The sequence below is a fragment of the Neolewinella lacunae genome (assembly GCF_014349155.1).
GTDB classification, from domain to species: Bacteria; Bacteroidota; Bacteroidia; order Chitinophagales; family Saprospiraceae; genus Neolewinella; species Neolewinella lacunae.
This window is the reverse complement of sequence record NZ_JACSIT010000113.1, coordinates 1-26681: the sequence shown is the minus strand read 5'-3', so window position 1 is coordinate 26681 and position 26681 is coordinate 1. Positions and strand designations below refer to the sequence as shown.

At 55.8% G+C, this 26681-nt stretch carries 19 protein-coding genes and 1 pseudogene; 9 read left to right on the top strand and 11 right to left on the bottom strand.

Translation table 11 applies throughout. The features are described 5' to 3' along the window. The 4 genes and pseudogenes from H9S92_RS12205 to H9S92_RS12190 all read right to left on the bottom strand — a co-directional run. Window positions 1–321 (bottom strand): annotated as a pseudogene (locus tag H9S92_RS12205) (transposase); the annotation flags it as partial. 231 nt (window positions 322–552) lie between these two features. After that, the gene (locus H9S92_RS12200) at window positions 553–1227 is read right to left on the bottom strand and encodes an RNA 2'-phosphotransferase (RefSeq protein WP_246463826.1); all 675 of its coding nucleotides are present in this window, start codon (window positions 1225–1227) and stop codon (window positions 553–555) included. Between the two features lie 526 nt (window positions 1228–1753). After that, on the bottom strand, window positions 1754–3376 hold the full coding sequence (locus H9S92_RS12195) for a T9SS type A sorting domain-containing protein (RefSeq protein ID WP_187466993.1): 1623 nt from the start codon (window positions 3374–3376) through the stop codon (window positions 1754–1756). Window positions 3377–3919: 543 nt separating this feature from the next. Then, window positions 3920–5404 (bottom strand): dockerin type I domain-containing protein, encoded by a 1485-nt coding sequence (locus H9S92_RS12190; protein ID WP_187466992.1) that lies wholly within the window; start codon window positions 5402–5404, stop codon window positions 3920–3922. A 411-nt stretch (window positions 5405–5815) separates the two neighbouring features. On the opposite strand from H9S92_RS12190, the gene H9S92_RS12185 reads away from it, so the two are divergent. Beyond that, on the top strand, window positions 5816–7264 hold the full coding sequence (locus H9S92_RS12185; RefSeq protein ID WP_187466991.1) for a M14 family zinc carboxypeptidase: 1449 nt from the start codon (window positions 5816–5818) through the stop codon (window positions 7262–7264). 422 nt (window positions 7265–7686) lie between these two features. On the opposite strand, the gene H9S92_RS12180 is transcribed toward H9S92_RS12185, so the two are convergent. Beyond that, on the bottom strand, window positions 7687–8193 hold the full coding sequence (locus H9S92_RS12180) for an AAA family ATPase (protein ID WP_187466990.1): 507 nt from the start codon (window positions 8191–8193) through the stop codon (window positions 7687–7689). Window positions 8194–8532: 339 nt separating this feature from the next. Next, window positions 8533–9492 carry an SPFH domain-containing protein gene (locus H9S92_RS12175; RefSeq protein WP_187466989.1) on the bottom strand — a complete coding sequence of 320 codons (960 nt, stop codon included), beginning with the start codon at window positions 9490–9492 and terminating at the stop codon, window positions 8533–8535. A gap of 880 nt (window positions 9493–10372) precedes the next feature. Here H9S92_RS12175 and H9S92_RS12170 point away from each other — a divergent pair. Next, the gene (locus H9S92_RS12170) at window positions 10373–11779 is read left to right on the top strand and encodes a hypothetical protein (protein WP_187466988.1); all 1407 of its coding nucleotides are present in this window, start codon (window positions 10373–10375) and stop codon (window positions 11777–11779) included. Between the two features lie 167 nt (window positions 11780–11946). Next, a complete protein-coding gene (locus tag H9S92_RS12165) occupies window positions 11947–14130 on the top strand; it encodes a bifunctional alpha,alpha-trehalose-phosphate synthase (UDP-forming)/trehalose-phosphatase (protein WP_187466987.1) in 2184 nt (727 codons plus the stop codon). 893 nt (window positions 14131–15023) lie between these two features. On the opposite strand, the gene H9S92_RS12160 is transcribed toward H9S92_RS12165, so the two are convergent. Beyond that, complete coding sequence (locus tag H9S92_RS12160) at window positions 15024–15239, bottom strand: PspC domain-containing protein (protein WP_187466986.1); 216 nt, start codon at window positions 15237–15239, stop codon at window positions 15024–15026. A gap of 337 nt (window positions 15240–15576) precedes the next feature. Between H9S92_RS12160 and H9S92_RS12155 the strand changes: the two genes are divergently transcribed. From H9S92_RS12155 to H9S92_RS12140, 4 genes are all read left to right on the top strand, one after another. Then, window positions 15577–16545: a mechanosensitive ion channel family protein gene (locus H9S92_RS12155; protein WP_187466985.1), complete on the top strand. Its 969-nt coding sequence runs from the start codon at window positions 15577–15579 to the stop codon at window positions 16543–16545. A gap of 83 nt (window positions 16546–16628) precedes the next feature. Next, window positions 16629–17090: a hypothetical protein gene (locus H9S92_RS12150; RefSeq protein ID WP_187466984.1), complete on the top strand. Its 462-nt coding sequence runs from the start codon at window positions 16629–16631 to the stop codon at window positions 17088–17090. Between the two features lie 199 nt (window positions 17091–17289). Further along, a complete protein-coding gene (locus tag H9S92_RS12145; protein WP_187466983.1) occupies window positions 17290–17988 on the top strand; it encodes a hypothetical protein in 699 nt (232 codons plus the stop codon). A gap of 69 nt (window positions 17989–18057) precedes the next feature. Then, entirely contained in the window at window positions 18058–19272 is a 1215-nt protein-coding gene (locus H9S92_RS12140; protein WP_222936074.1) for an AI-2E family transporter, read from the top strand. Here the strand turns inward: H9S92_RS12140 and H9S92_RS12135 are convergent. From H9S92_RS12135 to H9S92_RS12125, 3 genes are all read right to left on the bottom strand, one after another. Further along, window positions 19201–20322 (bottom strand): DUF819 family protein, encoded by a 1122-nt coding sequence (locus H9S92_RS12135; protein WP_187466981.1) that lies wholly within the window; start codon window positions 20320–20322, stop codon window positions 19201–19203. The two genes, H9S92_RS12140 and H9S92_RS12135, sit on opposite strands and share 72 nt — an antisense overlap. 7 nt (window positions 20323–20329) lie before the next feature. Further along, a complete protein-coding gene (locus H9S92_RS12130; RefSeq protein ID WP_187466980.1) occupies window positions 20330–20866 on the bottom strand; it encodes a SixA phosphatase family protein in 537 nt (178 codons plus the stop codon). A 160-nt stretch (window positions 20867–21026) separates the two neighbouring features. Next, entirely contained in the window at window positions 21027–21887 is an 861-nt protein-coding gene (locus H9S92_RS12125) for a C40 family peptidase (protein ID WP_187466979.1), read from the bottom strand. A gap of 355 nt (window positions 21888–22242) precedes the next feature. Between H9S92_RS12125 and H9S92_RS12120 the strand changes: the two genes are divergently transcribed. Both H9S92_RS12120 and H9S92_RS12115 read left to right on the top strand, forming a co-directional pair. Beyond that, window positions 22243–23301, top strand: a complete 1059-nt coding sequence (locus tag H9S92_RS12120) for a PorP/SprF family type IX secretion system membrane protein (RefSeq protein WP_187466978.1) — start codon at window positions 22243–22245, stop codon at window positions 23299–23301. A 91-nt stretch (window positions 23302–23392) separates the two neighbouring features. Beyond that, the gene (locus tag H9S92_RS12115) at window positions 23393–23911 is read left to right on the top strand and encodes a thioredoxin family protein (RefSeq protein WP_187466977.1); all 519 of its coding nucleotides are present in this window, start codon (window positions 23393–23395) and stop codon (window positions 23909–23911) included. Between the two features lie 610 nt (window positions 23912–24521). Here the strand turns inward: H9S92_RS12115 and H9S92_RS12110 are convergent. Continuing rightward, window positions 24522–26681, bottom strand: a 2160-nt coding sequence (locus tag H9S92_RS12110; RefSeq protein ID WP_187466976.1) for a T9SS type B sorting domain-containing protein, incomplete at its 5' end; no start/stop codon positions are given.

Here is a 26681-nt window from a genome sequence, read left to right as displayed (position 1 = left end):
AAAATAACCGACTCCAGCAGTATGCTTGCCACTCTTACTCAGGTATGAGGGGTCGAGAGCAATGATACGGTTGGGGCCTAAAAACGGCTCGCTCAACTCTCTGTTGAAGCCCAGCCAATCCATGCGTTTACCAAAGTGCTTACGGTAAGTGAACTCAGAATATTCGCCTTGACGACCTAGGTTGACAAAGTTCCGTCGGCCAATCATTGAGGGCCACAAAACGAAAAGATGGAGCAAAAAGCGGTAGCGCCATGCGGAAATACCAGGAAGTTTTTGCAAAATTGAGGCGACGAGGATTTCGATCTTCGTTGGGCAAGTCATATCTGTACGGTGTAAGGAACCAACAAGATAGGGCTTGCCCTCTTTATATGCATACTTTGCTAAAGTGTTGCCTCAAACCGTAGCGGACCATTGAATATCAAGAAATACTTTTTTATGTCTATGGTGATTTTCATTCAAATGTGCCACTGTTACCTGACAGCCCCGTATGGGAAAGATAAGGACCCCAATTTGCTGCCTTCTCACTCCATTCGATTGCTGGGTACTACTATTTTATACTTCGTCTTGTTTTAAGTATTTTGTCGGTACACTATCGGTCAACCAAACGCCATTGTCTGAGATGAAAAACTGGAAATTATCGTTATACATTTGTTCGGCAAGCACTTTGAATACATAAGGTTTTCCGTGTCTTTTTCCAACTTCAACAGCTGTTCCGAAGTCGCTGCTTAAATGAACGTGTTGTCTGTTTCGTTTTTCAAGCCCTGTGGCCATAATGGACGGGACTGATTTTTCTCCTGTTCCGTGAAATAAAATTTCGGGTGGTTTTTGATTGGTATAACCCAACTCGATCTCTACGGAATGCCCTTGACTTGCCCTGATTTTATCAAGTGTTTCATTAAAAGCAAATCGCTTCTTGGAATTTGTAGAAACAATATAATTTAGTATTTCCCGGTCAAATAAAATTCCGTGGCCATTTGATTTTTCTATCAATTCGCCTACATCGGTCCACCCATTTGGATCGAGTCGAATTCCAATAGTTTCCGGTTTGTGTCGTAGAACCAAACTTAGGAACTTGCTAAGGCGTATTAGTTGTTTGTCGCTAATCATTTTTATAAGTTTCAGTGGTGCTAATTTGCATGCACTAAGTTCAAGGTATTGTTTATTTCTAAAACTAGGCTGTTCCCTTTGCTTACTTTTTGTCACTACCAATTTTAGCTTCTCTTTCAAGAATGTCGAGACGAGCTTAGAGCCGCAAAAATGCTTAGTGTAACTTAAAAAGAATGGTGCTTGGGTCATCCCTCTCCGTTGGACGCGTTTTCTGGGGTAGGGGGCCCAGAAATAAGCCGAGGGAAAGGGCAAAAAGAGTAACGTACAATCATATTCAAACGGAACAGCCTATTTCTAAAACTTCATTTGCCTTCTGGGGTACAACCGAGGAGCTGCGGCGACGGGAGCTCTACCAGGCGTAATCAAGAAGTGTATGTGGTAAAGGGAAAAGTCAAGCGTTTAAATTTCGTAAGCGCCCAAGCGCCAGCCCACTTCCCAAACAGCTCAAACCGTCGGCAACATAAGACGTTTTTCCGGATTTTCAACTTACCCCAGCGAAAACTTCTGTCCGGAAATCCATTTTGCCGTGGATTTCATTGCTGGCAGCTTTGCAGCGGCGGACCTGCGGGCGTCCGGGCTTTCCGCTATAAAAAGTGCTCCCCACAAAACAATAAGGAATCCCGCGAAAAGGGCGGGCTTGAAACCCCTACCGCAACACCAACCGCTCCACCCAGCGCCGCTCACCCTGCTGGACGTGCAGGAAATAAGTCCCCGGCGGCACGGCAGTCAGCTCCACACGGTCACCCGGGAGGGTATTTTGGAACTGCAGGCGGCCCAGCGGATCGTAGAGCCAAACCTTGACGGGGGCCGCAGTGGGCAAGCCACGCAGGTGGACTACTCCCGTCGCCGGATTAGGGAAGAGGGTTAATGGATACTCATCGCTCTGCGTCACAAAAGGAATAGCGGAAGACGTATCCGCGCGGAAAATGAGTGCGCCATCGCGGAAAACGACGGGACTATTGAAGATGACTCCATCGGGCCGCAAAATCTCTACCGATCCGCTGCCCCCGCGTAGCGCGCCGATGTCGAGCGGGACGGTATCCCGTTCGCCGAGGCGACGAAAAACCAAGGTGCCAATTTCTCCGGCGGGGTAGGGGTTGGCACCTCCAGTCCCATCGCGCAGCAGGAGCACCACCGAATCGGGGCGGGTAAAGAACGCAGTGACGAGGGCGAACTGTGGCAAACGCTCGGGGTTGGTCTCAATTTCACGCAAACGCAGTTCGGAGCGCGGGAAGCGCAAATCAAAGGTGATTCTGGAGAGGCAGGCGTCGCTCGGCGTAGAAAGGCGCACGCGGTGGAGCTCTTCCGCAGGGTCGGAAAGCACCGTTTCCAGTTCCAACACGAAAGAATCCTGGGCAAAAGGATAAAGAAAGCCGGAACGCAACTGGAATGGCAATGCGCCGCCCTCGGAAAAGTCGAAGATTTGCCGTTCGAAAAAGCTGGTAGCGGGCTGGGCCGCCAAGACGATCTCGTAGAAATCACACGGCACAAAATCTCCCGCAAAACATATTTCCAGCACGGGAGCATCGGGCGGCAGAGAGATGTTGCGCAAACTATCGGGGGCAAAACCGAAGCGGGCGGAGTTTTCGCCCTGGGCCAGTAAGGAAATACCCGCCAGCGCCGAAGCGGGGTAGTTTACGCTGGTCAGGCGCAGTTGCTCGGGCCAGGCGACGCTGAAGTCGAAGGCGCGCACGCCCGTAAACTGCCGGGCCAGGATCGTGGCGCAGGTTACCGTATCCTGCGAGGAGCCGGGGAGGGGGACTACTTCCAGCACCACCGTATCGGTCAGTTGCTGCTCGGGCAGGTAGAGGCTGCCGGGGAGCAGGCTGCTCCGGGGATTGTTGATGACGGTATCCTGAAAAACGACCTGAAACGACGAGGGGTTCCGCCGCCCGATCTCCAGATAAGACACACTCTGCATAGTGCGGGGCAAAAAGCACATTTCGAACAGCGTAATGCCAAAGGGCATGGGCGGACTAATCTCATTCAACAAAGTATCGCGCTGCACCCGCAGTACCCCCGGTACCGAAAGGAGGTTTTCGGGTGTAAGTCCGAGCGGATTATCCCCCAGGCGGGTCGTATCGAGCGTAAATTGTTCACTGTCCCAATTCACTTGGAAATCGAAGCCACGCAGGGCCGGGGTGCCCCGGGAAAATAATTCGGTACACACCCGGCCTTCCGCATCCAATGGCGCGGGCGGGGAAAACTGGGTACGGACTTGCTCATCGCGGTAGGTTACGGTGGAGTTGGAGGTGATTGTCGGTATCACATTACGACCAATATCTAGAGCCAATAAAAAGAATGAAGGGTCTACTGATATACCTGCTAGGCCATTAAATTTTAAAACTTGAAATTTTAATGTACAGAATATAGAATCTTCAATGAAGAAAAATTCATTTGGTGGAGGAACAGCAGCTAGTACCCTTACTTGGCTATCTGAGGTTTGATTATACGAGGCCAGTTCGGCATTAGCAAGTGAGGAGCCAAATATCAAAGTGTCCAGTATTAATTGATCGGCACTCCAATTGAAACCAATTTGAACAGCTCTTATTCCTCGGTTGTAAATAAATAAAACAGGCACTTCTAAGATCGAACTCTCATCCTCGCTGGTAATAAAAATTTCGGGAATGACAATCCTGATGCTGTCTTGGGCGGCAAGATTGGAAGCCTTTGGCATAAAGGTAAGGACCGCAAGCAGGAGTAGACTTGTTGTGATTTTCATGGGAAATGTTTTTGGGAAAATATGGGCCAAAAATAATCATCATCTCAATGGTTATTTTTGGCCCAAAGGAAGAATTCGGATACAAATATATTAGTTTCTCACCAACTTCAAGGAGCTAATTTCTCCACTTTTTGAAAAAAGCTGAAGAATGTAAGTTCCTACCGGGAGTGTGTTTAGCTCACCTTCGTTAAAAATTAGCACTTGTTGGCCTTCAGAAATGGATTTTTGAGCATATTCACGTCCATTCAAATCTAGTAACTTCGCGAGCTTAAAGTTGGGTGAAGGTAAATTCACGGTAAGGTTTTCACGGAAGGGGTTAGGAGAAATAATGGTACTGACGTCCAAATCATTTTTAATTATTTCCAACGAAAGAGCGTATGGATTGCCGACTTCATCATCTTTAGTTACCAAGTTTTCAAAGCTCGCATTATCTAGAGAGAGAAATTGGGCTAGATCAAAGATTTTACGGTCAGCTTGTAAGCGCATGGTCATAAAATCTTCTTTTTGGCCAATGGGCGTCTTTGCTTGATGGGCTAATTTGTTGGTGCTACCCAAAAAAGCCAATACAGTTAGCTGTTCACCATGATCACCGATTCTGAAATTGCGGTCCTTTGGGGAATTCTCATGCGTTGTGACGCCAATCAATCTAACACCGTCTTGGAATTTTAAGCGAAAAGAGAGTAAAGAAAGATCTGCAAAATCTTTTGTTCCAATCGTTACATCAAAGGTTTGACCAGCTACGATCTGCCTGGAAGCATTTGAAAGATACAAATTATGATGTTTACCTGTAGATGAGCTACTGCTAGGATTTTCTCCTGAAAATGATGAATAGCTAGAGCAAGTACCGTTCACATCTCCAAGGATAATAGAGTTGAAGTTTTTGTTTGGATTGCTTCCCGTTGGTATAGGATCAAAAAAATAGTTACTGGAAAATGAAATTGGATCACCTAATGAACTAAGTTCAGCGGTGGTGGGAAATACAACTCCTCTGTTTGTGTAAGAAACTCCGGCTACAGATATGGAGTTGGTGTACCGATCTTCAAGGCCAAGAATCACATCTCTTATCATTTCTCTATCTGTAAGAGTAATGTAGCCATCTATATCTACATCCGCAGATACCTTTTGAGCTGAAGTAAAGGACTGGGTGCCATTAATGTAATTATTTATGGCTATAATATCACTTGTTGTAATGCACGAAACGTCTACCACTGGATTAGGCGTCGTAGCCAAATTAACAAACACCCGGGCTTCGTCGCTGATGAAGAATGGGCCACCGGTGTACGACAAGGAATAAGTGTTACTCGTCGTTGAATTGGTGTTGATGAAGGTAGATGGAAACTCGGGATCCGTAGAAATGAACTCGAAACGGACTTGCCTTGATGGGATGGCCACTGAGGAGGATCCGGGTGCATTGATGATGCTGCCACTCACAGTGTTGGTTTGGGCGAGTATCGGGCCATTTCCTAGAAATGGAGACAATAATAATGCTAAGAACAGGATTAGCTTAAAGGGTGAAAGGGTGAAAGGGTGAAAGGGTGAAAGGGTGAAAGGGTGAAAGGGTGAAGTATTCTTCATGATAAGGAAAGGAATGGGTGAAAGGAATAACCGCCAGCAGCTTAGACCTGCCAAGTTCAAAATACCCGCAAAGTGGAAACAAGGAAAGTGGGTTAGGTGAAATAAACGTCCAGCGGTTTTTGGAATACAACAAAGCTAGGATAAATAAATTTGCCAAACAAATTTTTAACACCACTATTTCCATTATTTTTAAAAGCTTTAAACCAATTTAGATTAGGTGTCATATTTGTAAGCGAATTGCGAATAGTTTCTCTCTAACTGTATGAGGCATGTAATGGATCTTGCTAATGCGGCTTGCATGGCCTTTTCTACCTCGCCAATTACGCCCCTCCCAGCCTACTGCAATGCTAGCCGTTCCCCAGTTCCCCCCCCCACACCCGCCAAACCACCCACGTCCTTTATCTTTGCTCAATGACGAAGACTTTTCTCCCCTTGCTCTTGCTGGCTACCTTGCTTTGCACCTGCGGCAGCGCCCAAGAAGCGCCCGCCGAAATTTTTCAGGATTTCCCCGCCGCTGCCGTGCGCGCCTCGCTGCCCGCCCACCGGGTGGAAGCCCTCAGCACCCGCCGTTTCAAACAGGAAGACCTGCAGCCGCTGCTCAGTGCCCTGGGGCCCGCCTTTACCTTCGATACCGCTGGGCGCTCCGTGGAAGGCCGCCCGCTCTACCGCGTGACCTGGGGGGAGGGCGAGGTGCCGGTCTTGCTCTGGTCGCAGATGCACGGCGATGAACCCACCGCCACGGCCGCACTTTTCGATCTTTTCTCGTGGCTGGAAGGGAGTGGCGACGGACTGGACTCCCTGCGCACCCTCCTGCGCGAACGCCTCCAACTCACGTTCCTGCCGATGCTCAACCCCGACGGCGCCGCCCGCTACGAACGCCGCAACGCGCTGGGGATCGACCTCAACCGCGATGCCCTGCACCTCAGCAGCCCCGAAGCCCGCCTGCTGAAGGGCGAACGCGACCGCCTCGACGCCGCCTGGGGTTTTAACCTCCACGACCAAAGCGTCTACTACGGCGCGGGCTTTCCGACGGAAAAAGGCTGCGTCATTTCCATCCTGGCCCCGGCCTACGACTGGGAAAAAACGATGAACGAAAGCCGCGAGGACGCCGCACGCCTCATCGGCCTGATGAATGCGCTCTGGCAGGAGGAAGTCCCCGGCCAAATCGGGCGCTACAACGACGATTTCGAACCCCGCGCCTTCGGCGATAACCTCCAGAAATGGGGCACCCGCACCATCCTCATCGAATCCGGCGGCATGGCGGGCGACCCCGAAAAGCAGGAAATTCGCCGCCTGAATGTCCTGGCCCTCATCGCCGGCCTGCACGGCATCGCCAGCGGCCGCTACCGCGCCTTCACCCGCGCCGATTACGAAGCGATTCCCGAAAACGAATCCAACGCGATGCACCACCTCAAGCTCGTCAACGCCCAACTGGTGCGGCCCGAAGGAGAATTCCGCATGGACATCGGCTTCCGCATCGGCGAGCGCAGCCTGCCGCCCAGTTTCCGCAACTTCAGCACCTACGCCTACGTCAGCGACCTGGGCGACCTCCACACTTTTGGGGCCTTCACGACGGTCGATCTGAAGGGCGCGAAAGTCCGCCCGGGCAAGACCCACCCCAGCCCGATGTCCGCCGACGAAATCAAGCGCCTCGATCCCGCCACGCTTTACGCGCAGGGCTACACTTCCGTACAAACGACGGGATCCGTGCCCACGGGCGTCGCCGACGGCCCCTTGCGCATCCTGAAGGCCGGACAAAAAGCGAGCACTGAAGTCGGCCTGAATAGCCAGGTCGATCTGCTCGTTTACGGCCCCGACGGCAAAGTGACGATGGCGGTGGTGAATGGTAAGGTGTGGTGAGTAAGGGATTAAAGGGGGAAAGGAATAAAGGATAAAAGGAATAAAGGGTAAGGGAGTGAGGGCCCCTCCAGACCCCGGTAGGGGTCGAACTTTAATAACCCCGGATGTAGGATGCGCAGCATCCGGAATCCGGGGTACTCCAGCGATGCCCTCCCTGACCCCGGTAGGGGTCGAACCTTAATAACCCCGGATGTAGGATGCGCAGCATCCGGAATCCGGGGTACTCCCGCGATGGAGGAGGCGCAGCATCCGTACTCCGGGGTACTCCCACGATGGAGCATGCGCAGCATCCGTACTCCGGGGTACTCCCGCGAAGGAGGATGCGAAGCATCCGGCATCCGGGGTACTCCCACGATGGAGCATGCGCAGCATCCGTACTCCGGGGTACTCCCGAGATGGAGGATGCACAGCACCCAAAAAACCTACCCCCCCAAAACCAACCCCACCGCCCTCTCCAGCCGCTCCTCACCACTAATGACGTGGGCCTCCGGCAGCAGCTCCCGGTAGCGCGCGAACAGGGCCAGGCGGGTGGCTTGGTCGGGGGCTTCGCGGAGGGGGTCGGGTTCCCAGGGGAGGTCGGGGGCGCAGAGTAGGGTGAGGTCGTAATGCCTTTCGAGTTGGGCTTGGCGGAGCTCTTTCGGGCACTGCCCATACTTCACTTCGGCCCAGATGCGGATCACTTCCGGACCGGTGTCGCACACCACCAGACCGGGGGAGTGGGCGCGGGCGGCGTCTTCGCTGCGGCGTTGGACTTCCCAGATGCGGGGCAGATCGGCAGCCGTGTAGCGCCCCTGCCGGGCGAGCAGGTAGCCGCGCGCCGCTTCGGCGACGTACACGCCATCGAGGGCCCAGGCGAGGTCGCGGGCTAGCGTGGATTTTCCGGAGGATTCCGGGCCGGTGATGCGGATGGTGAGGTTGGGACGTTTCACATCGAGGGGGCTATGGAAATTTTGCTGCGACGTAAAACGTCTTGACCTCACGGCGAGACTTTTGGTCAGAAAGGTCGAGACGTTTCACGTCGAGGGGGATAGGGAAGTCTTTGCTGCGACGTAAAACGTCTTGACCTCACACTGCGACCTCACGTCTTCACCTTAAAAACTCCATGCAACTCCATGCCTTACTCCATGGCACTCCATGGGCTAAAACCAGTGCCGGACCAGAGGTCCGGATCCGGTCTGGAACAGCTGCGACGTAAAACGTCTTGACCTCACGCTCCCGGCGGATGCCCCATGCTAAATCCTAAATGGTAAATTGTAATTTGTAAATCCTTACCGTTTCAGCTCAATCTTCTCCTTCGCCTTGCTGGCCTTCAACCTTTCGGAAGACGCCTTCATCTCTTCGCCCATTTGCTGGCTGGCGATGAAGCTGGCCGTCATTTGCGAGAGCATATCGGCACCTGCGGTGGGGGCGTTGGGCATCATGATGAGGTTGGAGTTGGCGTTTTCGCCCATGCTCTGGAGCGTATCGTAGTGCTGGGTGACGACGATGAGCGCAGAAGCTTCCTGGCTGTTGATGCCAACGGAGTTGAGGATGTCTACTGACTCTTCGAGGCCCTTGGCGATTTCCCGGCGCTGGTCGGCAATACCCTGGCCCTGGAGGCGCTTGGATTCGGCTTCGGCGCGGGCCTTGGCCACGATGCGGATGCGGTCGGCCTCGCCTTCGTACTCGGCGGCGAGTTTTTCGCGCTCGGCGGCGTTGATGCGGTTCATGGCCGATTTTACCGTGGCGTCGGGGTCTATGTCGGTCACCAGGGCCCGGACGATGTTGTAGCCGTAGTTTTCCATGGCTTCCTGGAGCTCGGATTTGATGGCGTTGGCGATGTCGTCCTTGCGCTCAAAAACGTCGTCGAGTTTCATCTTCGGCACCTCGGCGCGGACTACGTCGAAAATGTAGGAGTTGATCTGCTCATCGGGGTTGGCCAGTTTGTAGAAGGCGTCGTACACGCTGTCTTCGCCCACCACGTACTGCACGCCCACTTTGAGCTTCACAAAAACGTTGTCCTTCGTTTTCGTCTCCACGTTTACGTCCAGCTGCCGCACCTTCAGGCTCATCCGGCCGGAGACCTTATCGATGAAAGGCACTTTAAAGTGGAGGCCCGGGCCCCGCACGCCATTGAAACGCCCGAGCCGCTCGAGGATGGCCATCGATTGTTGCTTGACCGTGTAAAAGGCGCCGTTAAAAATGAGAAAGGCCATGAAGGCCAGAAATCCTAGGATTGGTAATTCCATTGTGTCTTTACTTTTTAGTGCTGCCAAGATAGCAATTCAACGCGGAATGGGCACTACGAATCGATCAATGCCTGGCTTTTGCGGTCAGATGCGGATTTGGGCGCGGCCGCAGGTGCCAGGGAAGGGGACAGGGAGCAAGGCTAACGCACGGTGACTCATCTTAAGTTTCAGCCTTCAATGGCTATAAAGGTCTTCAGTACAGATGGAGGTCTGGTTGAGGGTGTCCCCACCCGAACTGCCCCGTTTCGGGTAGGGCCACCCTCCGCCGGGCTTTTCCGTGCGGGGAGGCACGTCCAGGGCTAACGCATTGCGACTTACCTTAAGGTGTATTTCTTTCATGGTCTATAAAGGTCTTCGGTACACGTGGAGGTCTGGTTGAGGGTGTCCCCACCCGAACTGCCCCGTTTCGGGTAGGGCCACCCTCCGCCGGGATTTTCCATGCGGGGAGGCACGTCCAAGGCTAACTCATAGTGACTTATCTCAATGTGTATTTCCTTCAATGTTTATAAGGGTCTTCGGTACAGGTGGAGGTCTGGTTGAGGGTGTCCCCACCCGAACTGCCCCGTTTCCGGTGGGGATACCCTCAGCCGGGATTTTTCGGAACGGCTCTGTTTCGGGGGGGGACACCCTCAGCCGAGATTTTCGGCAACGGCCAGGCCTGTCCCGTGCGGTAGCCTGTCAAGTGCGGCAGCCTGTCCCGTGCGGTAGCCCATTAGCTAAGCTGCTGCCTACGGCGGTCAATTATTCAATTATTCATTCATTCTCTTATTATTCTCCCCCCCAAGCCTTACCTTTGCCCCACACTCACGGGAGTGGACTGACCTGGTAATGCCGAAAGTGGCACTACCAGGTTTCTTTTTACCAAGCAAAGTGTAAGTCAATGTACCCACTAAACGAAGCCTACCGCCAGCACCTGGATGCCATTGCGGAGGCCATTCAAGCCAGCCCCAACCTCGCCGCCTTTTTGGAAGAAGAGGAGGACCACTTTTACGAGGCCCTCAAGCAGGAGTTTGAGCCCCAGATTGAGCAGGCCCACCAGCAACTCATCGACTACAGCCCGCTGGAAATCGAGTCTTTTGAGGAGTACCTGCTCGACGATAAGTTCGAAGGCCTCTTCCTGCCCCGCGCCCTCGGCTACGCCGTCCTGCGCGGTGAAGTGACCGAATACGGCTTCTACGCCCGGCAGAATGACCACTTCGGCAAAATCCTCAGCGCCATTGCCCAGAACAGCAACTTCGACCAGCTGCGCAGCCGCATTGGCCAGAGCGTACAGTGTGGCTTTGCCCTGAGCAGCGACATCTTCGTAACGAGCATGATCGACGGCGTGGCCAGCAAACGCGTACGGCAATTCCTGCAAGGGCAGCGCAGCAGCGACGCCCGCACCGCCGAAGGCCGCCACCGCATTGAGCGCCGCTATCGCCGGCAGTTCAAGGGCCGCAATTACCACTACGCGCCTTTCCCCCAGACGCCGCCGGAACTGACGAACTTCAGCAACGCGCTCATCGATTTTCTGCTCTTCCGCGTCAGCGGCAACCTGCCCAACGAAGCCATCACCCCCACCTTGCACGAGATGGTGACGCGGCCGGAATTTGCCGGACGGCGTGAACTCCTCAAGCCCATTGCCATCTACGGTGCCTACCTGACGCCCGCCGAAGCGGAATTGGAAGAACTCATCGCCGTCCTCAGCCGCGAACGCCAAAAGGACGCCGAAGGCACCGCCCACGAAATCCTTACCTTCCTCCTGGCGCTCAAAAACAACCGCGAGGTACCCTTCGGTGCCCAGCAGGAACGGGCCCTGGGCACGATCGTCGACCGCAGCATCGCCGATGAACTGACGGCCTACTTCAACCTGGCCGATAAAATCCACGCCGACGGCTACGTCAACCCCACCGTTCACGACGCCATCCTGGCCGAACAAGTCAAGCACGGTGGCCTGAGCCCCTTCAATGAGAATGTCCGCCAGACCATCTTTGCCTACTTCTCCCAGCTGGCCACTGGCCTGGGAACGGAGGAGGCCGACTACATCGAGTGGTACGACATTACCGGCAAGCAGTTCCCCGCCTACATCAAGGTGTTCAGCAACGAAAGCTTCAACCAGCAACTGCGCAGCCTGGCCCGGGAGTACACCCGCCGCCTGCTCAAGACCCACACCAATAAACGGGGCAAAGATTACCGCGACATCAAGAAGACCACCATGCACACCTGGCAGGAGTACGGCTTCATGACCGACAAGCAGCTCAAAGAGTTTTTCAAGACCCCCCGGAAGAAAAAATCTGCGGCCGAGTAGACGTTGGTAAGCCCAAAATAACTGCCTCGCCGGGCAAACTTGGTCGGAAAACGACCGGTTCTGAAAGATGAGCCGGTCGTTTTTTCATTTTGTCAAGAAAAAAAAGCACATTGGCGCACGATTTCCTGCTTCACCCGTGGGGATCCCTAACCAGCCCAGCAAATACTATGTCGAGACTTGTCATCATCTCCAATCGCCTTCCGGTAACGATCAATCGTCGAGACGGGGAACTCCATTATCACCCCAGCGCCGGGGGCCTGGCCACCGGCCTCAACTCCCTGGACGACAGCTACAACAAACTCTGGATCGGCTGGCCGGGAGAGGACATTACCGACGAATGGGAGAAAGAAAGTGTGCGCACCGACCTGGCCAAGCTCAAACTCGCCCCGGTCTTCCTCACCGAGCGGGAGATCGACCTTTACTACGAAGGCTTCAGCAACAAAACGATCTGGCCCCACTTCCACTACTTCACCGAGTACACGGCCTACAACGACGACATGTGGGACGCCTACCGGGAAGTCAACTACAAGTTCTTCCAGGAAACCGAAAAGCACCTGCGGGAAGATGACCTGATCTGGGTCCACGACTACCAGCTGATGCTGTTGCCCCAACTCATTCGCGAGAAATTCCCCAAGGCCAGCATCGGTTTCTTTCTGCACATTCCTTTCCCGAGCTACGAAATCTTCCGGATTCTGCCCTGGCGCAAGGAAATTCTGGAGGGGATTTTGGGGTCTGACCAGATCGGCTTCCACACCTTCGATTACATGCGGCACTTCCTCTCGGCGGCCTACCGCATTTCGGGGCACGAACACAAGTTCGGACGGCTGCACATTGAAGAAAGAGAAATCAACATTGACGTTTTTCCCATGGGCATCGACTACGAAAAGTACGCCCACCCCGACGTCAACGCGGCCACCGACCGCAGCAGCGGGGAAATCCGCAAGCTCCACGCAAGCCGCAAAATCGTCTTGAGCGTAGACCGCCTGGACTACACCAAGGGCATTCCCCACCGCATCCGGGCCTTCGGGCAGTTCATCCGCAACAACCCGGAGTACATCGGCAAGGTCAACCTCATCATGATCGTGGTGCCCAGCCGGGCCAACGTCGACCAGTACCAAAGCCTGAAGACGGACGTGGACGTGCTCGTCAGCCAGATCAATTCCGAGTACGGCACCTTCGACTGGATGCCGATCCATTACTACTACCGTTCGCTGAACTTTGCGGCCCTTACCACGCTGTACAAGGAGGCGGACATTGCCCTGATTACACCCCTGCGGGACGGGATGAACCTGGTCGCAAAGGAATACATCGCGGCCAAGGAAGATTCCAAAGACGGGGTTATCATCCTCAGTGAGATGGCCGGCGCAGTCAATGAACTGAGCGACGGGGCTCTGACGGTCAATCCCCAGAGTACCAAAGAAATCGAAAGTGCCTTGATCGAAGCCCTGGAGATGCCTCTGGAGGAACAACGCAGCCGCATGATAACGATGCAGGACAAGCTGAAGCGCTACGACGTAAAGCACTGGGCAGCGACCTTCATTAAAGAACAACATGAGCTGAAAGACAAAAACCGCATGTCGAATACTACCCACCTCGCTGGCGAGGCCCTCACTGCTTTGCAAAAACAGTACCACGGAGCAACCCAACGTTTGCTTTTCATTGATTACGACGGCACCCTGATGGGCTTCCACGAAGACCCCCAGGCGGTGTCCCCCGACGACGAGGTCCTGGAACTGCTCACCGCCCTGGCCGCCGACACCCGCAACCGGGTGGTGATCAACAGTGGCCGCGACCGCGAAACCCTCGAAAAATGGCTCGGTCACCTCAACGTGGAAATGGCCGCCGAGCACGGCGTCTGGATGAAAGAAGGGGGAGAATGGCACCTCAATCCCAACGTGGTGGATGGCTGGATGCCCAAGGTCCACGAACTCCTCGATAACCTCGTGGCCCGCACCCCCGGTTCCTTCATCGAAGAAAAAGACTACAGCCTGGCCTGGCACTACCGCAGCATTGACCGCGACCTGGGCCAAAAGCGGGTCCGGGAGTTCCGCGACATGCTCAGCTACCTCATCCAAAACCAAGACCTCCAGGTCCTGGAGGGTAACAAGGTGGTGGAAGTCAAAAACGCGGGCGTGAACAAGGGCAAAGCCACCGCCCACTGGGTGCAAAAAGCACCCTGGGATTTCGTCCTTGGCATCGGCGATGACGCTACCGACGAAGACATCTTCAAAGCCCTTCCACCCAGCGGCAACAGCATCAAGGTGGGGGCCGACCGTACCGTGGCCCGCTACAGCCTTACCGGCGTCGCGGAAGTGCGCAAGATGTTCCGGAGCTTGGCGGCGGGGGAGTGAGGTCAAGACGTTTTACGTCCCACGGAGATTGTTCGACCTTGCAGGTCGCGGTTTTGAACCACTAAGTTCACGAAGAGGTACTAAGTTTTTCGGCAGGTGTGAGGTCAAGCATTTTTAGACCGGATCCGGACCTCTGGTCCGGCACGTGGTTTTTCGCCCATGGTGTTTCTTGGAGTTAAAGCATGGAGTTGCCTGGAGTGAGGTCAAGACATTTTAAGTCGCAGCGTACCTTGATACTTAGCCCAACTGCGTGCTCTTAGTGGTAGGCTGTCTAATCTAATGGGTTTAACCCGTGCGCGCTTTAGGGGCCTGGACCGCCTAGGTTGAGACCCTCTGGGTCGATCCAGCTAAGTACATTGGCGTATTCTCCTACGACCCAGAGGGTCTCGACCTGTTAAGCGCTTGAGCCTCCCCGGTTGGCCAAAATGAGTACGGCTGCGGCCTGGCTAATTAGACAGCCTACTCTTAGTGGTTCAAAAAGGAAAGCGAAGCGTCCTCACGCTTAGCCCAACTTCGTGTTCTTAGTGGTTCAAAAAGGAAAGCGAAGCGTCCTCACGCTTAGCCCAACTTCGTGTTCTTAGTGGTTCAAAAAGGAAAGCGAAGCGTCCTCACGCTTAGCCCAACTTCGTGTTCTTAGTGGTTCAAAAAGGAAAGCGAAGCGTCCTCATGCTTAGCCCAACTTCGTGGCCTTAGTGGTTCAAGAAGGAAAGCGAAGCGTCCTCATGCTTAGCCCAACTTCGTGTTCTTAGTGGTTCAAAAAGGGGAAGCGAAGCATCCAAAGTTTGCATCGTCCCCAACCCAGCTCCTTCCCCTTTGGGGGTTGGGGGGCCAACTTCCCCGGCACCTGCGGCCGCGCCCAGCACGAAATACTGCGAAGCAAAAAAAACAACAGCCTACCTGGAAACAATCCGCCGCCCCTCCCGCAGGTAGTGCCCGATGTTCAGCCAAAAAGCTGCGAAGAAGTAAAACAGGAGCGAAGAGCCGAGGGAGAGACAAGACAGATAGATGAAATAAACGCGGACGCGCCGGGGAGACAGCCCCATGCGCTCACCCAGCCAGGCGCATACGCCAAAAGCGGAGCGTTCTACATGATTCCGAAAAAAGTCCATACGATTTAAAGTGTCAGTTGGTCAAAATTGGGCGGAACACCTCGAAATGCCGCACGTAAATGCTTTCGATGGACGGCCTCCCTAAATACAACAGCAAAACTGGTGCTTTGCTGGGTGAAGTCTACTAATTTTTTCGCAGTGCACTGGCAAAAATGGCCTCTGGAAGACTCCCGCCCCGAACCCTGTCGTCAGGAAAAGGAGTAAGCGCGAAGGGCCAAATCTGCCCAAAAGGTAAGGCTTTCCTGCGGAAGTGAAAACAGCGCGAGCGGGGAAAAGGTGTATTTGGCTGAACATCTTAGGCGGCCTGCCGTAGTAATGGGAAAAAGCTCACCCGCTGATGTTGCTGTTTGAAATTTTTGGCCTTACGTTCGACTTCCAGCCGCTCTTTGACGAGCTGAATCTCTGGTGGGCGTCCTTATTAAAACACCTGCCGAATATCCTGCTGGCGCTCCTGGTGGGCGTATTCGGATTCCTGGCTACCAAATTCCTCAAGCGATACTTCCATAAACTGAGTTCCCGCTTGGTGGGCGATGAAACCATTGCCCGCTTGCTCAGCGCAACGATGACGATTGCCCTGGTGATTTTTTTCATTTTACTCATTCTGTCCGTACTGGAACTGAGCGGGGCGGTGCAGACCTTATTGGCGAGTGCCGGGGTGGTGGGCCTGGCGCTGGGCCTGGCATTCCAGGACCCCATCCTTAATTTCTTCAGCGGTATCCTGCTGACGGTGCGCAAGTTGTTCCGGGTGGGCGACCTGATTGAAATCGACGGCTACTTCGGGCGGGTCGTGGAAATCACGCTGCGGCACACTTCCCTGGAAACCCTTCAGGGCCAGGACGTGATGATTCCCAACAAGATTGTGGCCCAGATGCCCCTGACCAACTACAATAAACTGGGCCGGCGGCGGGTAGACCTGTCGTGCGGCGTCAGCTACGGAGATGACCTGGCCAAAGTCAAGGAGGTCACCATCGCCGCCATCCGGGAGCACGTAGTACACGACGAAGCACGCGACGTGGAACTTTTCTTCAATGAATTTGGCGATAGTTCCATCAATTATACCCTGCGCTTCTGGCTGCCGCCCGGCGTCAGCGCCCAGGGTGAATTCCTCAAAGCCCAGAGTAATGCCATCATGGCCATTGTCAGTGCCTACAACGCCAACGACATCATGATTCCATTCCCGATCCGCACCCTCGATTTCGGCATCAAGGGCGGCGAGAAGTTGTCTACGGTACTGCGCCCGGCTTTCTCCGCCAAAGAAGAAAAAACTTCCAGCGAAAAAGGGGGGACCGAACACGCACCTGCCTAGTCCGGTTTTAGTGGGAAAGGCCGTTCATTTTTCGAGCGGCTCACTTTGTCACCCAAATTAAACCAAACTTAAAATTTAACAACATGAAACTCCGAATTATCACCCTGAGCCTTCTTCTCGCCCTGGCTGGTGCGTTCTACAGTTGTGCCGAAGGCTCTGACGCCGACCGCGCCGCCGACGAAATGGCCAACGAAACCGAAAACGCCCTCGCTAACGTAGGTGCAGAAATCCGTCAGGAAAGCAATGAGTTTGCGACCGAATTCCAGGAAACGCGCCGCAACATTGACGTCCGTATGGAGCAGATCGAGGCCGACATGGCCAACGCCACTGAGGAAGCGAAAGCCGAAATGCAGGAAGAATGGAACGAACTCGAAGCTTACCGCAAAGACCTCGACGACCGCATGAACCGTGTGGGAGACAACATGGAGCGGGGCTGGAAAGACTTCAAGGGCGACGTCAACCAGGGCTGGCGTGAATTCGCCAACGAATCTGAGCGCCTGCTCAACGACATTGAGCGCAGCTTAGAGCCCGACGGCGACCGCTAAGTAAAGCAGCACCCCATGGGGCTAACCCGCCCAAGGGTAGTAACCATGGTCCGCTGACCAACCCTAATGAACACCACGGGGAATTGTGTCCCACAGTTTTTCCGGGCTAACCCCTTGACACTTTAAAGCCCAGTAACGGTAGGAAATTCCGACGCGTTACTGGGCTTTTGTATTTTTATTCAATTTAATCCTTTCCTTAATGAAGCGCTTACTATTTACCCTTCTGACCTCCATTTTTTTTCTCCAATTATCCGCCCAGGAAGTGGGAGTGACCAACGAAAACTACAAAAAGCTGAATTACGAATCCCTCGTCGTACTCATCGACGCTGATCCCGACCTGGTGGAAGAAAAGTGGGAGGACTTCTGGGACGACCGTTACGATGTGAACATCAAAAAGTTTGACCGCGACAACAGCGGTACGGCCTACCTGGGCGAACAGGTGGCCTTGCCCATCATCAGCCCCAAAAACGTGAACCTTTATTCAAAAATCAGTCCGGTAGGCAACGAGACCCGCGTCACGATGGCCATGGCTTTTTCCGAGAACGACATCGTCACGAGGGGTGCCCACGGCACTTCCTTCGTTGCCGCCGAAGCCATGATGAAAGAGTTTAGCAACTATTTTTACACCGGCTATTTCGATGAACAACTCGAGGCGGTGCGCGATGAACTGAAAGACGTCCGGGACGACCGCACAGATGCATCCGATGACGTAGAGAAAGCCAAGCGGAAAATCGAGAAATACGAGAAAAAAATCAAGAAGTACCAGGACCGGATCGATAAAGAGCGGGAAGAAGTGGGCGACGAATTGGAAACCGCCGAAGAGAAAGCCCGTCGCATCCAGACGCTGGAGGCGCAGCTCCGGGAACTTGAGCGGCTGCGGGCGCGTTATCTCGGATAAAACTACTGAGGGGCAATTGCGGGCGGGTGCTTACGTTTGTTCCAGCAAACCTCAATTTTTAACACGCCTATGGTGGCCAACACTTTTTCCGTCGAGCGTCTGGCTTATCTGCTGATTTGCCTCTCCATAGGTACCGCCCTGCTGTACATCGGCTCGTCGTTTTTCATCCCCATGGTCTATGGGCTGTTGCTGGCCTTCCTGCTTAAACCGGCTTGCGACCGGATTGAGCGGGTGCTTCCCAACCGGGTGGTGGCCATTCTGCTCAGTATGCTCGTTACCGGACTGATTGTGGGGGTAATCCTTTTCTTCTTTGCCGTTCAGGTGATGGAGATTGCCTCCACGGCCGATAATATCGCGGCCAGCCTGCTGGACAGTTGGCGGGAGGTAACCGAAACCGCCGGGGAATTTTTTGGCCTCACCAAGTGGGAAACCACGCGCTTGATGGAGCAAAATATCGCGGATTCCATCGACCAGCCGTGGGGGATCGTCACCACGGGATTATCCATCTCCGGTGTGGTCATTGCCAATTTCGTCCTGGTGGTGATTTACAGCTTCTTCTTTTTGCTCTACAGCACCGCCTTCAAGCGTTTCGTACTGGGGCAGTTCCCCCTCGATAAGCAGGAGGAAAGTATGCAGACCATGCGGGAAGTCCAGGCAGTGGCCACCGGCTACCTTAGTGGCGTCCTTACGGTGATGCTGATTTTGGGGGTGCTCAATAGTGTCGGCCTCTATTTCATTGGCATCAAATACGCCCTCGTGTGGGGTTTCCTGGCGGCATTGCTCTCCATCATTCCTTACATTGGTACGACGATTGGCGGACTTTTACCCTTTCTCTACGCCCTGGCCACTACCGATAACCTCTACCAACCCGCCATGGTGGCCGTGCTGTACGTCACCGTCCAAACCCTGGAGGGCAACATCATCACCCCGAAAGTAGTGGGCAATAGCGTCAAAATCAATGCCCTGGCCGCCGTAGTATCCATCATCCTCGGGGCGCTGATCTGGGGCCTGCCCGGGGTCGTCATCGCTATTCCCATCCTGGCCATGGTCCGCATCATCATGGAGCACGTCGGACCGCTCAAGCCCGTTGCCCTCTTGCTGAGCGACGATCTCTACGACCACTCGGAACGCTTCTTGCACGACTTCAATGCCCCACAGAACCGGCTGGCGGCCCTTTTCAACGCCTCAAAAAAGCAAGGGCGTAGAGTGAGGCTACTCAGCCCCCAGCCACCGGACCAGGTAGGCGAGCCCGATCCCCAGATAATTACCAATCCCGAAACCTAGCAACGAAACGGCCACCCCCGCCGCCAAAAGCCGCTGGTTCTTGAGCGCCGTGGCCACCTGCACCACAAAAACCGGCCCGTAAAAGCCGGCCACCGAACTCAGAATGGTGGTGTCCCGGTCTATCCCGAAAGCACGGCACAGCAAAAGGTGCAGCACGGTAGTGGTGCTCAGGGCCAGGGCCGAAAAGTAGAGTAAGTCCATACCATTGGAAGCCAGCTCCCGGAAGTCCGCCAGCAGGCCCAAAGCAACGCAAAAGACCAGGATGAAGTACTCGCCAACCGGGTAGGAGTTGCCGATTTTTTCCGCCAGCGACGAACCTGCCACCACCAAAGAAATGCTCGTGAGCAGCAAAATGAGCAGCGTCAGATTGTCCAGCCCACCCGTCAGCAAATAACAGACACCCGCACTCAGGGCCGTGGTGAGCAGGGCCAGTGCCAATTGGGCCATTTGCTTTGGAAAGGCCACCCGCTCCAGCAAATCCGTTTGCTCCGCCGCGCCATTGCTCTCTGAGGCGGGGAAGAAGCGGCTGTAGACGGCGGGCAGGAAAGTCACCAGCCCCAGCAAATAACTGCCTCCCAGCAAGACGTCTGCCGCCTGCACCAACACCACGTAGTCAGGGGGAGCATCAAGGGCCAGCGCAATGGCCTGTACGTTGGGCGTCCCTCCCGTATACAGGCCCACCAGCATCCCGCTTACCTTCCAGGCATTTTCCAGCTGCGGGCTCAGCCACCAGCCCACCACGGCCGTACAAAGGAGACCCGCCAGGCAGCACAGGGCAAAGGCAAAAAGCATCCGCCGGGCGTAGCGCAAGCTCTCCCGTACCCGCACCGCAAAAAGCAACAAGGGCAGCCCGATCAGCATCGCTGCGCCCGCCGTAGCCTCCAGCAACTCTTTATTGGTAGCCCACAGCCGCGCATTGCCCACCGCAATGCCGATGAGGTAACAGGCAATGATCGAACTCAGCCAGGCCGGAAAAATTCCCTGCCGCTCGCCGTAGCGCGCCAGCAAGGGGAAACCCACGCAGAGCCCCAGGCTTAACAGATCCGCCACCACCACCTTAAAACCGCAGTTTCACTACGCGCGGTGCCCCGATGCGCGGCAGGGTCACGATGTAGAGGTTGGTATAGTCCAGCTCACTGAAGCGCGGAAATTCGTCCGTATCCGCCAGGTAATTGGCCAGGGCGGGCGTCGTATTGCTGTGGCCCACCACCAGTACCGTTTTGCCCCGGTAGAGGCGCTTGAGGTCTTTGGCAAAATCCTGCAGCTGCCCCGGATCGTAGGGGATGATGTTGAGGGACTTAGCCGTGGCCGTAGGGGCGGCCGTCATTTCGGTACGTTTCGTTTTGCTGCTGTACACCGCGTCCAGTTCAGTATTTTCCAGGGTGTAGGCCAGGCGGCGGGCCCGTTCCAGTCCCTCTTCGGTCAGTCCGGGAAATTCTCCGTGTTCCTTTTCGGCGTGGCGCACCAGGATGAACGTACTCACTTCCTCGGCCCCCAGTTCGGCAACGGTCTTTTTGCGGAGGGAATCGCAATTGGCCAGCAAGGTGGCCGCTAACAGGAGCAGTCCCAGGAAAATGCGGGGATGAATGGGCATAGTCGTCGCGTGTTGTTGAGGAGTAGTTGGGTAAAATAATGGCCAATGTAACAGTGGGCGCGGCCGCAGGTGCTCCCCCCCGCCCCCCCGAAGGGGGGAGTTGGTTGGCCCCCCAACCCCCAAGGGGGAGAGCAAGGGAAGGCCCAAGGACGCCAGCTCCCTAAAAAATAACCAATTGATTTTCGTCGATCTCTTCCGGTTTCCGCCGTTTTTTCAGCAGGACGTTCTGCTGGTCCTGGTCGGGCAGCAGGCGCTTAACGATGCGTAGGCGGTGGGTGTACTGCCCGAGTTCGTAGTTGAAAATGCCAAAATGGTCGATCGCATCGATGCGGACGCGGTCGTGGACGTGCAGGATGCGGCTATCGGGCAACAAGAGGCCTACGTGCTCGATCTGTCCTTTGCGGTTGTCGAAGAAGGCCAGGTCGGCCTGTTGGGCCTGGACGACAAAATCGACCATCCGGCCCTGGCAGCTCATGGCTTCGGCCGTACGCGGCAGCTTGATATTGATCAGGCGGGCGAGCAGTTGGACCAGGCCGGCGGCGTCGACGCCGGTGGGGGTGCGTCCACCCTCCAGGGCGGGGACGTAAAGCCAGCGGCGGGCAAGGCGGATGAGCAGCTCCGCGTCGGTCTTCAAATCTTCCGAAAGCGCCGCCTGCCCGGCGTAGTTGAACACCTGTTGGCCGTGGCGGAGGCGCATTCCGTCGAAGTCCGGCAGCCGGGCCCCGAAGGTGACGGGCAGGCCGAGGCTGTCGCCCAGTAGGGTAGAGTAGAGGTCGAGCGCGAAGGCCGGGTTGTCTCGTTGCAGCCGGTAAGTGCGCTCCTCGACGGCCAGCAGCTGGTCCGTGCGTACGTAGCCCTCGAAGTCGTCGTCAGAACAACGGACGTGGCAAAACACTTTTCCTTTTTCCAATAGCCGGACCGGCTCGCCCAACAGCAGCTGGGAGGTCATCTCCGCCCGTTCCTTGGGGTGGGTACGGATGGCGGCGGCGGTGTATCGGCCAATTGCGTAGTCATTTGCCATAGCGGGCTAAAGATAGAACAGCCCAGGAATTTTACGGGCCAAATATCGGGAGCAGCGCAAAGACCTCCCCCGCTCGCCCCCTTTGGGGGTTGGGGGGCCAACCAACTCCCCCCTTCGGGGGGTCGGGGGGGAGCACCTGCGACCGCGCCCAACAAAACAGAAAGCTACCGGACCTTTTTCCCTTGGTTGCAATTCCGCTGCCCTGCGCCAACGGCGGAAAATTGTTTTCCCCTGGTCCTCCGTTCAATATCCCGGCCCCTGCGGCCGTTTGATGTTCTGCACCACCGGAGGGGAAGACTCCGGCCAGCCCATTGTCCTTGCAAACCTTATTTTTGCCCCTCCCCAAAGGCTTTCCATGAAAAAACTTATCCCTTTGTTGCTGCTGGCCATGCTTTCCGGAGCGGCCGTTGCGCAGGATTACCATTTCTCGCAATTCTTTTCCACGCCCCTGGCCCTCAATCCCGCGCTGACCGGGCTTTTCCCCGGGCGCTACCGCGTCTCCATCGCCAACCGCAGCCAGTGGGGGCAAACGCTGGAAACGCCCTTTTCCACTACGGCCTTTTCTGCCGACTTCCACTACTACATCAACCCCCGCAAGCGGCAGTACAAAGACGCTTTCGGGGTGGGCGTCATTTTTGCCAGCGACCGGGTATCGGAGATCAACTACAGCGTCAACCAGATCATGTTCGGCGGCGCTTACCATAAGTCGCTGGATCCCAAAAACAACCAAACCCTTAGCCTCGGCTTTCAGCTGGGCGTAGTGCAGCGCAACGTCAGTTACGACCGCTTCACCTTTGACGATGCTTTTGACGGAACTTCGACCTACGTTGAAGGGGCCACCGGCGAAGAACTGCCGATCAACAACTACGCCTTTGGCGACCTGCACCTGGGTCTGAGCTATTCCTATGCCCCGAAAAACCGGCTGGGCTTTTTTGCGGGCGCGGCCATGCACCACGTCCGGGAACCCGAACAAAGTTTCTACGCCGAAAGCACGGCCGGAGAAGACATCGAAGTAACCAGCACCCTCGACCGGCGCTACAGTGGATTCGTTAATCTCACCATCCCTTTGACGCGCAACGTGCAGCTTAGTCCCCGCGTCTATGCCTTCGCCCAGGGCCCGCATTTGGTGACCAACGCCGGGGGCAATTTCCGCTTTCTGATGAACGACGTCAAGGGGGCTGCCGTCCACCTGGGCGCCTACGCCCGGGGCGTGGGCAATGCCTCCGGCTACGGGATGGACAGCGCCGTGGCTACCTTCGGCCTGGAAATTTCTGACTTTTTACTGGGTTTCAGCTACGACATCGGGATGAACGGCTTGCAGACCAACCGTCGCCACCAGGGGGCCTTCGAAATCAACGTCGCCTACCTCGGACAGTCGGATGAGGACGAAGCGGTGCCGTGCCCGCATTTTTAGGTCTTACCTTGTGCCCGGCCCCAAACCTGAGCTGGGGTCCACTGCGTATTTTATCCAACATCGTCTCTCCATTAAAAGTACCTCACCTGACATGAAAATTACTGTTTCCTTCCTGCTCTTCGTCGTTTTCCTGTTTGCCGCTCCCGGCCTTTCCGCCCAAATTGAATGGCTGAGTTGGGAAGAAGCCGTAGCCCGCAACAAAAAGGCCCCCAAGAAGATGCTCATCGACGTTTACACCGAGTGGTGTGGCTGGTGCAAGAAAATGGATAGCCAGGTGTTTACCGACCCCCTTATCGCTAAGTACGTCAAGGAGCATTTCTACGCGGTAAAATTCGACGCCGAGCAGAAGGGACAATTGACCTACGATGGCCACGTATTCAAATTCAACACTACTTTCGGACGGCGCGGTGCCCACGAACTGGCCTACGCGCTGCTGGATGGCCGCATGAGCTACCCCACCATCGTCTACCTCGACGAAAAGCGCGACCGCATCACCATCAGCCCAGGCTTTAAACCCGCCGGCAGCTTCATCCACGAACTGGGCTATATCCAGGGCGGACACTACCGCGGCAAAACTTACCAGGACTACCTGAAGAGCATTGGGAAGTAGGGTAGAGCGGTTCCACGTTGAGGAAGTGCTGTTATTGGACGCTTTGCTTCCTTTTTTGAACCACTAAGAACACGAAGGTGGACTAAGCGTTGTCGGCTTTCAGCCTCCTTTTGAACCACTAAAGCCACGAAGAGGGACTAAGCTTAAAGCGCTTCGCTTCCTTTTTTGAACCACTGAGGCCACGAAGAGGGACTAAGGGATGATGGGAAAACTTGGCTGAGGGTGTCCCCACCAGAACATCCCCGTTTCCGGTAGAGACATGCTCTGACGCGACATCGTGAACCACCCTCCAAGCAACTCCATGCTTTAACTCCATGCCACTCCATGGGCTAAAAACCAATTGCTGGACCAGAGGTCCGGATCCGGGATGATGCGACATAGAGTGTTTTTACCTCACGCCCGCACCAAAACTTAGTCCCTCTTAGTGAACTTAGTGGTTCAAAAACAGCGGCCTGCAAGGTCGACCAGTCTCCCTGCGATGTAAAACGCCCCGACCTCACTCCAAGCAACTCCATGCTTTAACTCCATGCCACTCCATGGGCTAAAAACCAATTGCTGGACCAGAGGTCCGGATCCGGGATGATGCGACGTAAAACGTCTTTACCTCAGTCTACCGCAACAAAACAAAGTCCCCCTTATACACCACCGTCTCCCCGTCGCGGAAACGGACGGTAGCGGAGTACACAAAGACCTGCGGATTCATCACCCTTCCCTTGTGGAAACCATCCCAGCCGAAAGCCGGGTCGTTGGGCAGGAAGCCTCCCAAAGATCCATCAGCCGTCGGGGCCAGGTTGGCCGTAAATACCGCTTCGCCCCAACGGTCGTAGATGGCGAAGTCCTGAATGGACTCCACCTCATCGAGGTCGCCGTTGATGAAGAAGATGTCGTTGATGTTGTCGCCGTTGGGGCTGAAGGCCGTCGGGAAGTACACCGGCCGGTCTTTGCGGACCAGCAGCATCTGCCGGTCGGTCGCCCGGCAGCCGAGTTCATCGACCACGGTGACGGAAATCATCTGGGTCTCGCGGGCCACGAAGGAAATACCGGCGGTTTCCCCGTCGGTTTTCAGGCTGTCGGGCTGCCAGAGCAGGGTATCGATGGCGTTGCCACCGTTGATGCTGGCGGTGATGAAGATCTCTTCGCCGTAGTTGACCGAAGCACTATCGCCGGGGAAACGCAGGCGGATGGTCAGTTCCTCTGGCTGCGTCAGGTCCAGCAAAATGTTGCTGAAACAGCCGTTGGCGTCGATCACCTGCAGGTCGTACTGCTGGGGCATCAGACCACCAAAGAGGGTCGTCTGCCCGCGCTCTTCACCGTTGAGCAGGAAGCGGTAGGGAGGCCGGCCACCGTTGACGCCCGTCACCAGAATCGCTCCGTCGTCGGCCTGGAAACAGGAAATCTGGCTGATTTCCACCTCCATCACCGGTGCTTCGGTCTCGGAATCCACGGTCACTTCGCTGAAGGCGCTGCAACCAATGGCGTTGGTCACTTCCAGGCGGTACACGCCCGGCTGGCCAACGTCAATCAGCAACTGATCGGCGTCCATAATCACCACGTTGGGGTCGGCGCTGGTCCACAGGTAGGTGTAGCCCGGACCCATTTCGGAAGCGCTGCCGTTGAGCGTTACCATGCCCGTGTTGCAGGTCAGGGTCTGGCCCTGCCCCGCGTTCGCCACGGGTGCGGCGAGGAGGCGCAGGCTCACTTCCGCCGTGGCGTCGGGACAACTGCCCCCCTCCACCGTGTAAGCGAAACGGTAGTTTCCGGGTGCCAGTCCCGCTGGGTTGAACTGCCCGGTGGCCGGATCCAGGCTGCCGTTGGGCACGCCGCTGCCTGTCACTACGGACCACACCCCACCAGCGTCAGCACCGGTCAAACGGCTGCTCAGGTCGACCATTTCCGTCGTGCCCACGCAGCGTTCCAGGGCGTCCTGGGCGGCGGTGCCGGCCGAGACGGGCATTTCTACGGTGACCATTTGGCTGGTCGTCGTCGCGCAACCGTTGGCCGTCACGGTCAGGCTAACCGCGTAGGTACCAGCCAGCGGCCAGCGCAGATCGTAGCGTTGGTTGCCGTTGTCGGTGACCGCCGCGCCGGCAAAATCCCAGGTGTAGGTGGCCTGTGGATCGACCGTGCCGAGGACGGCCAGAGCCGTATTTGTAGCCGCACAAATCAGGTCGTCGGAGACAGAAAAATCAGCTGCGGGCAGTGCAAAGACCTCCACCAGCAGCACGTCTTCGTAGCTGCACAGCGCCTCCTGGACGTAGCTGACGCGCAACAAATGCTGTCCGATGCCCGCCACGGAAGGGTCAAAACTGAAGCTGCCGTCGTTGTTGGCGATCACGCCGGGACCGGTCCAGGTAGTGACGCCGGAGCCGTCCGCGCCGCTCAAATTGGCCATCAAGGTGACGCGGGTGGTGGCGTCGGCGCAGAACTCGGTTTGCGCGGCCGCAGGTGCAAAGGTCACTTGGGGGCAAAGCCGGGCACTGCAAGCCACGTCTGCGCTGGCCGGGCTCAGGTCGCAAGTCGTCCCGCTCCGGACGGACCGCACACGGATCGACACCGTCTCTCCGAAGCCGAGGCCGCCAATGAAGAAGCTGTTCTCCGCCTGCGTAGCCCCGAAGGGCCCGCCGTTGACGCTCACCTGGTAGCCGAGGATGGCCTCGGGCACCAGCGGCCATTCAAAAAGGACACCGTCGAGGTCCTGCCGCGCGCAGAAGGGCACGGGAGCCGCCAGCGTAGGCGTCACCTCAATGGTAAACTGGTTGCTCACCGTACA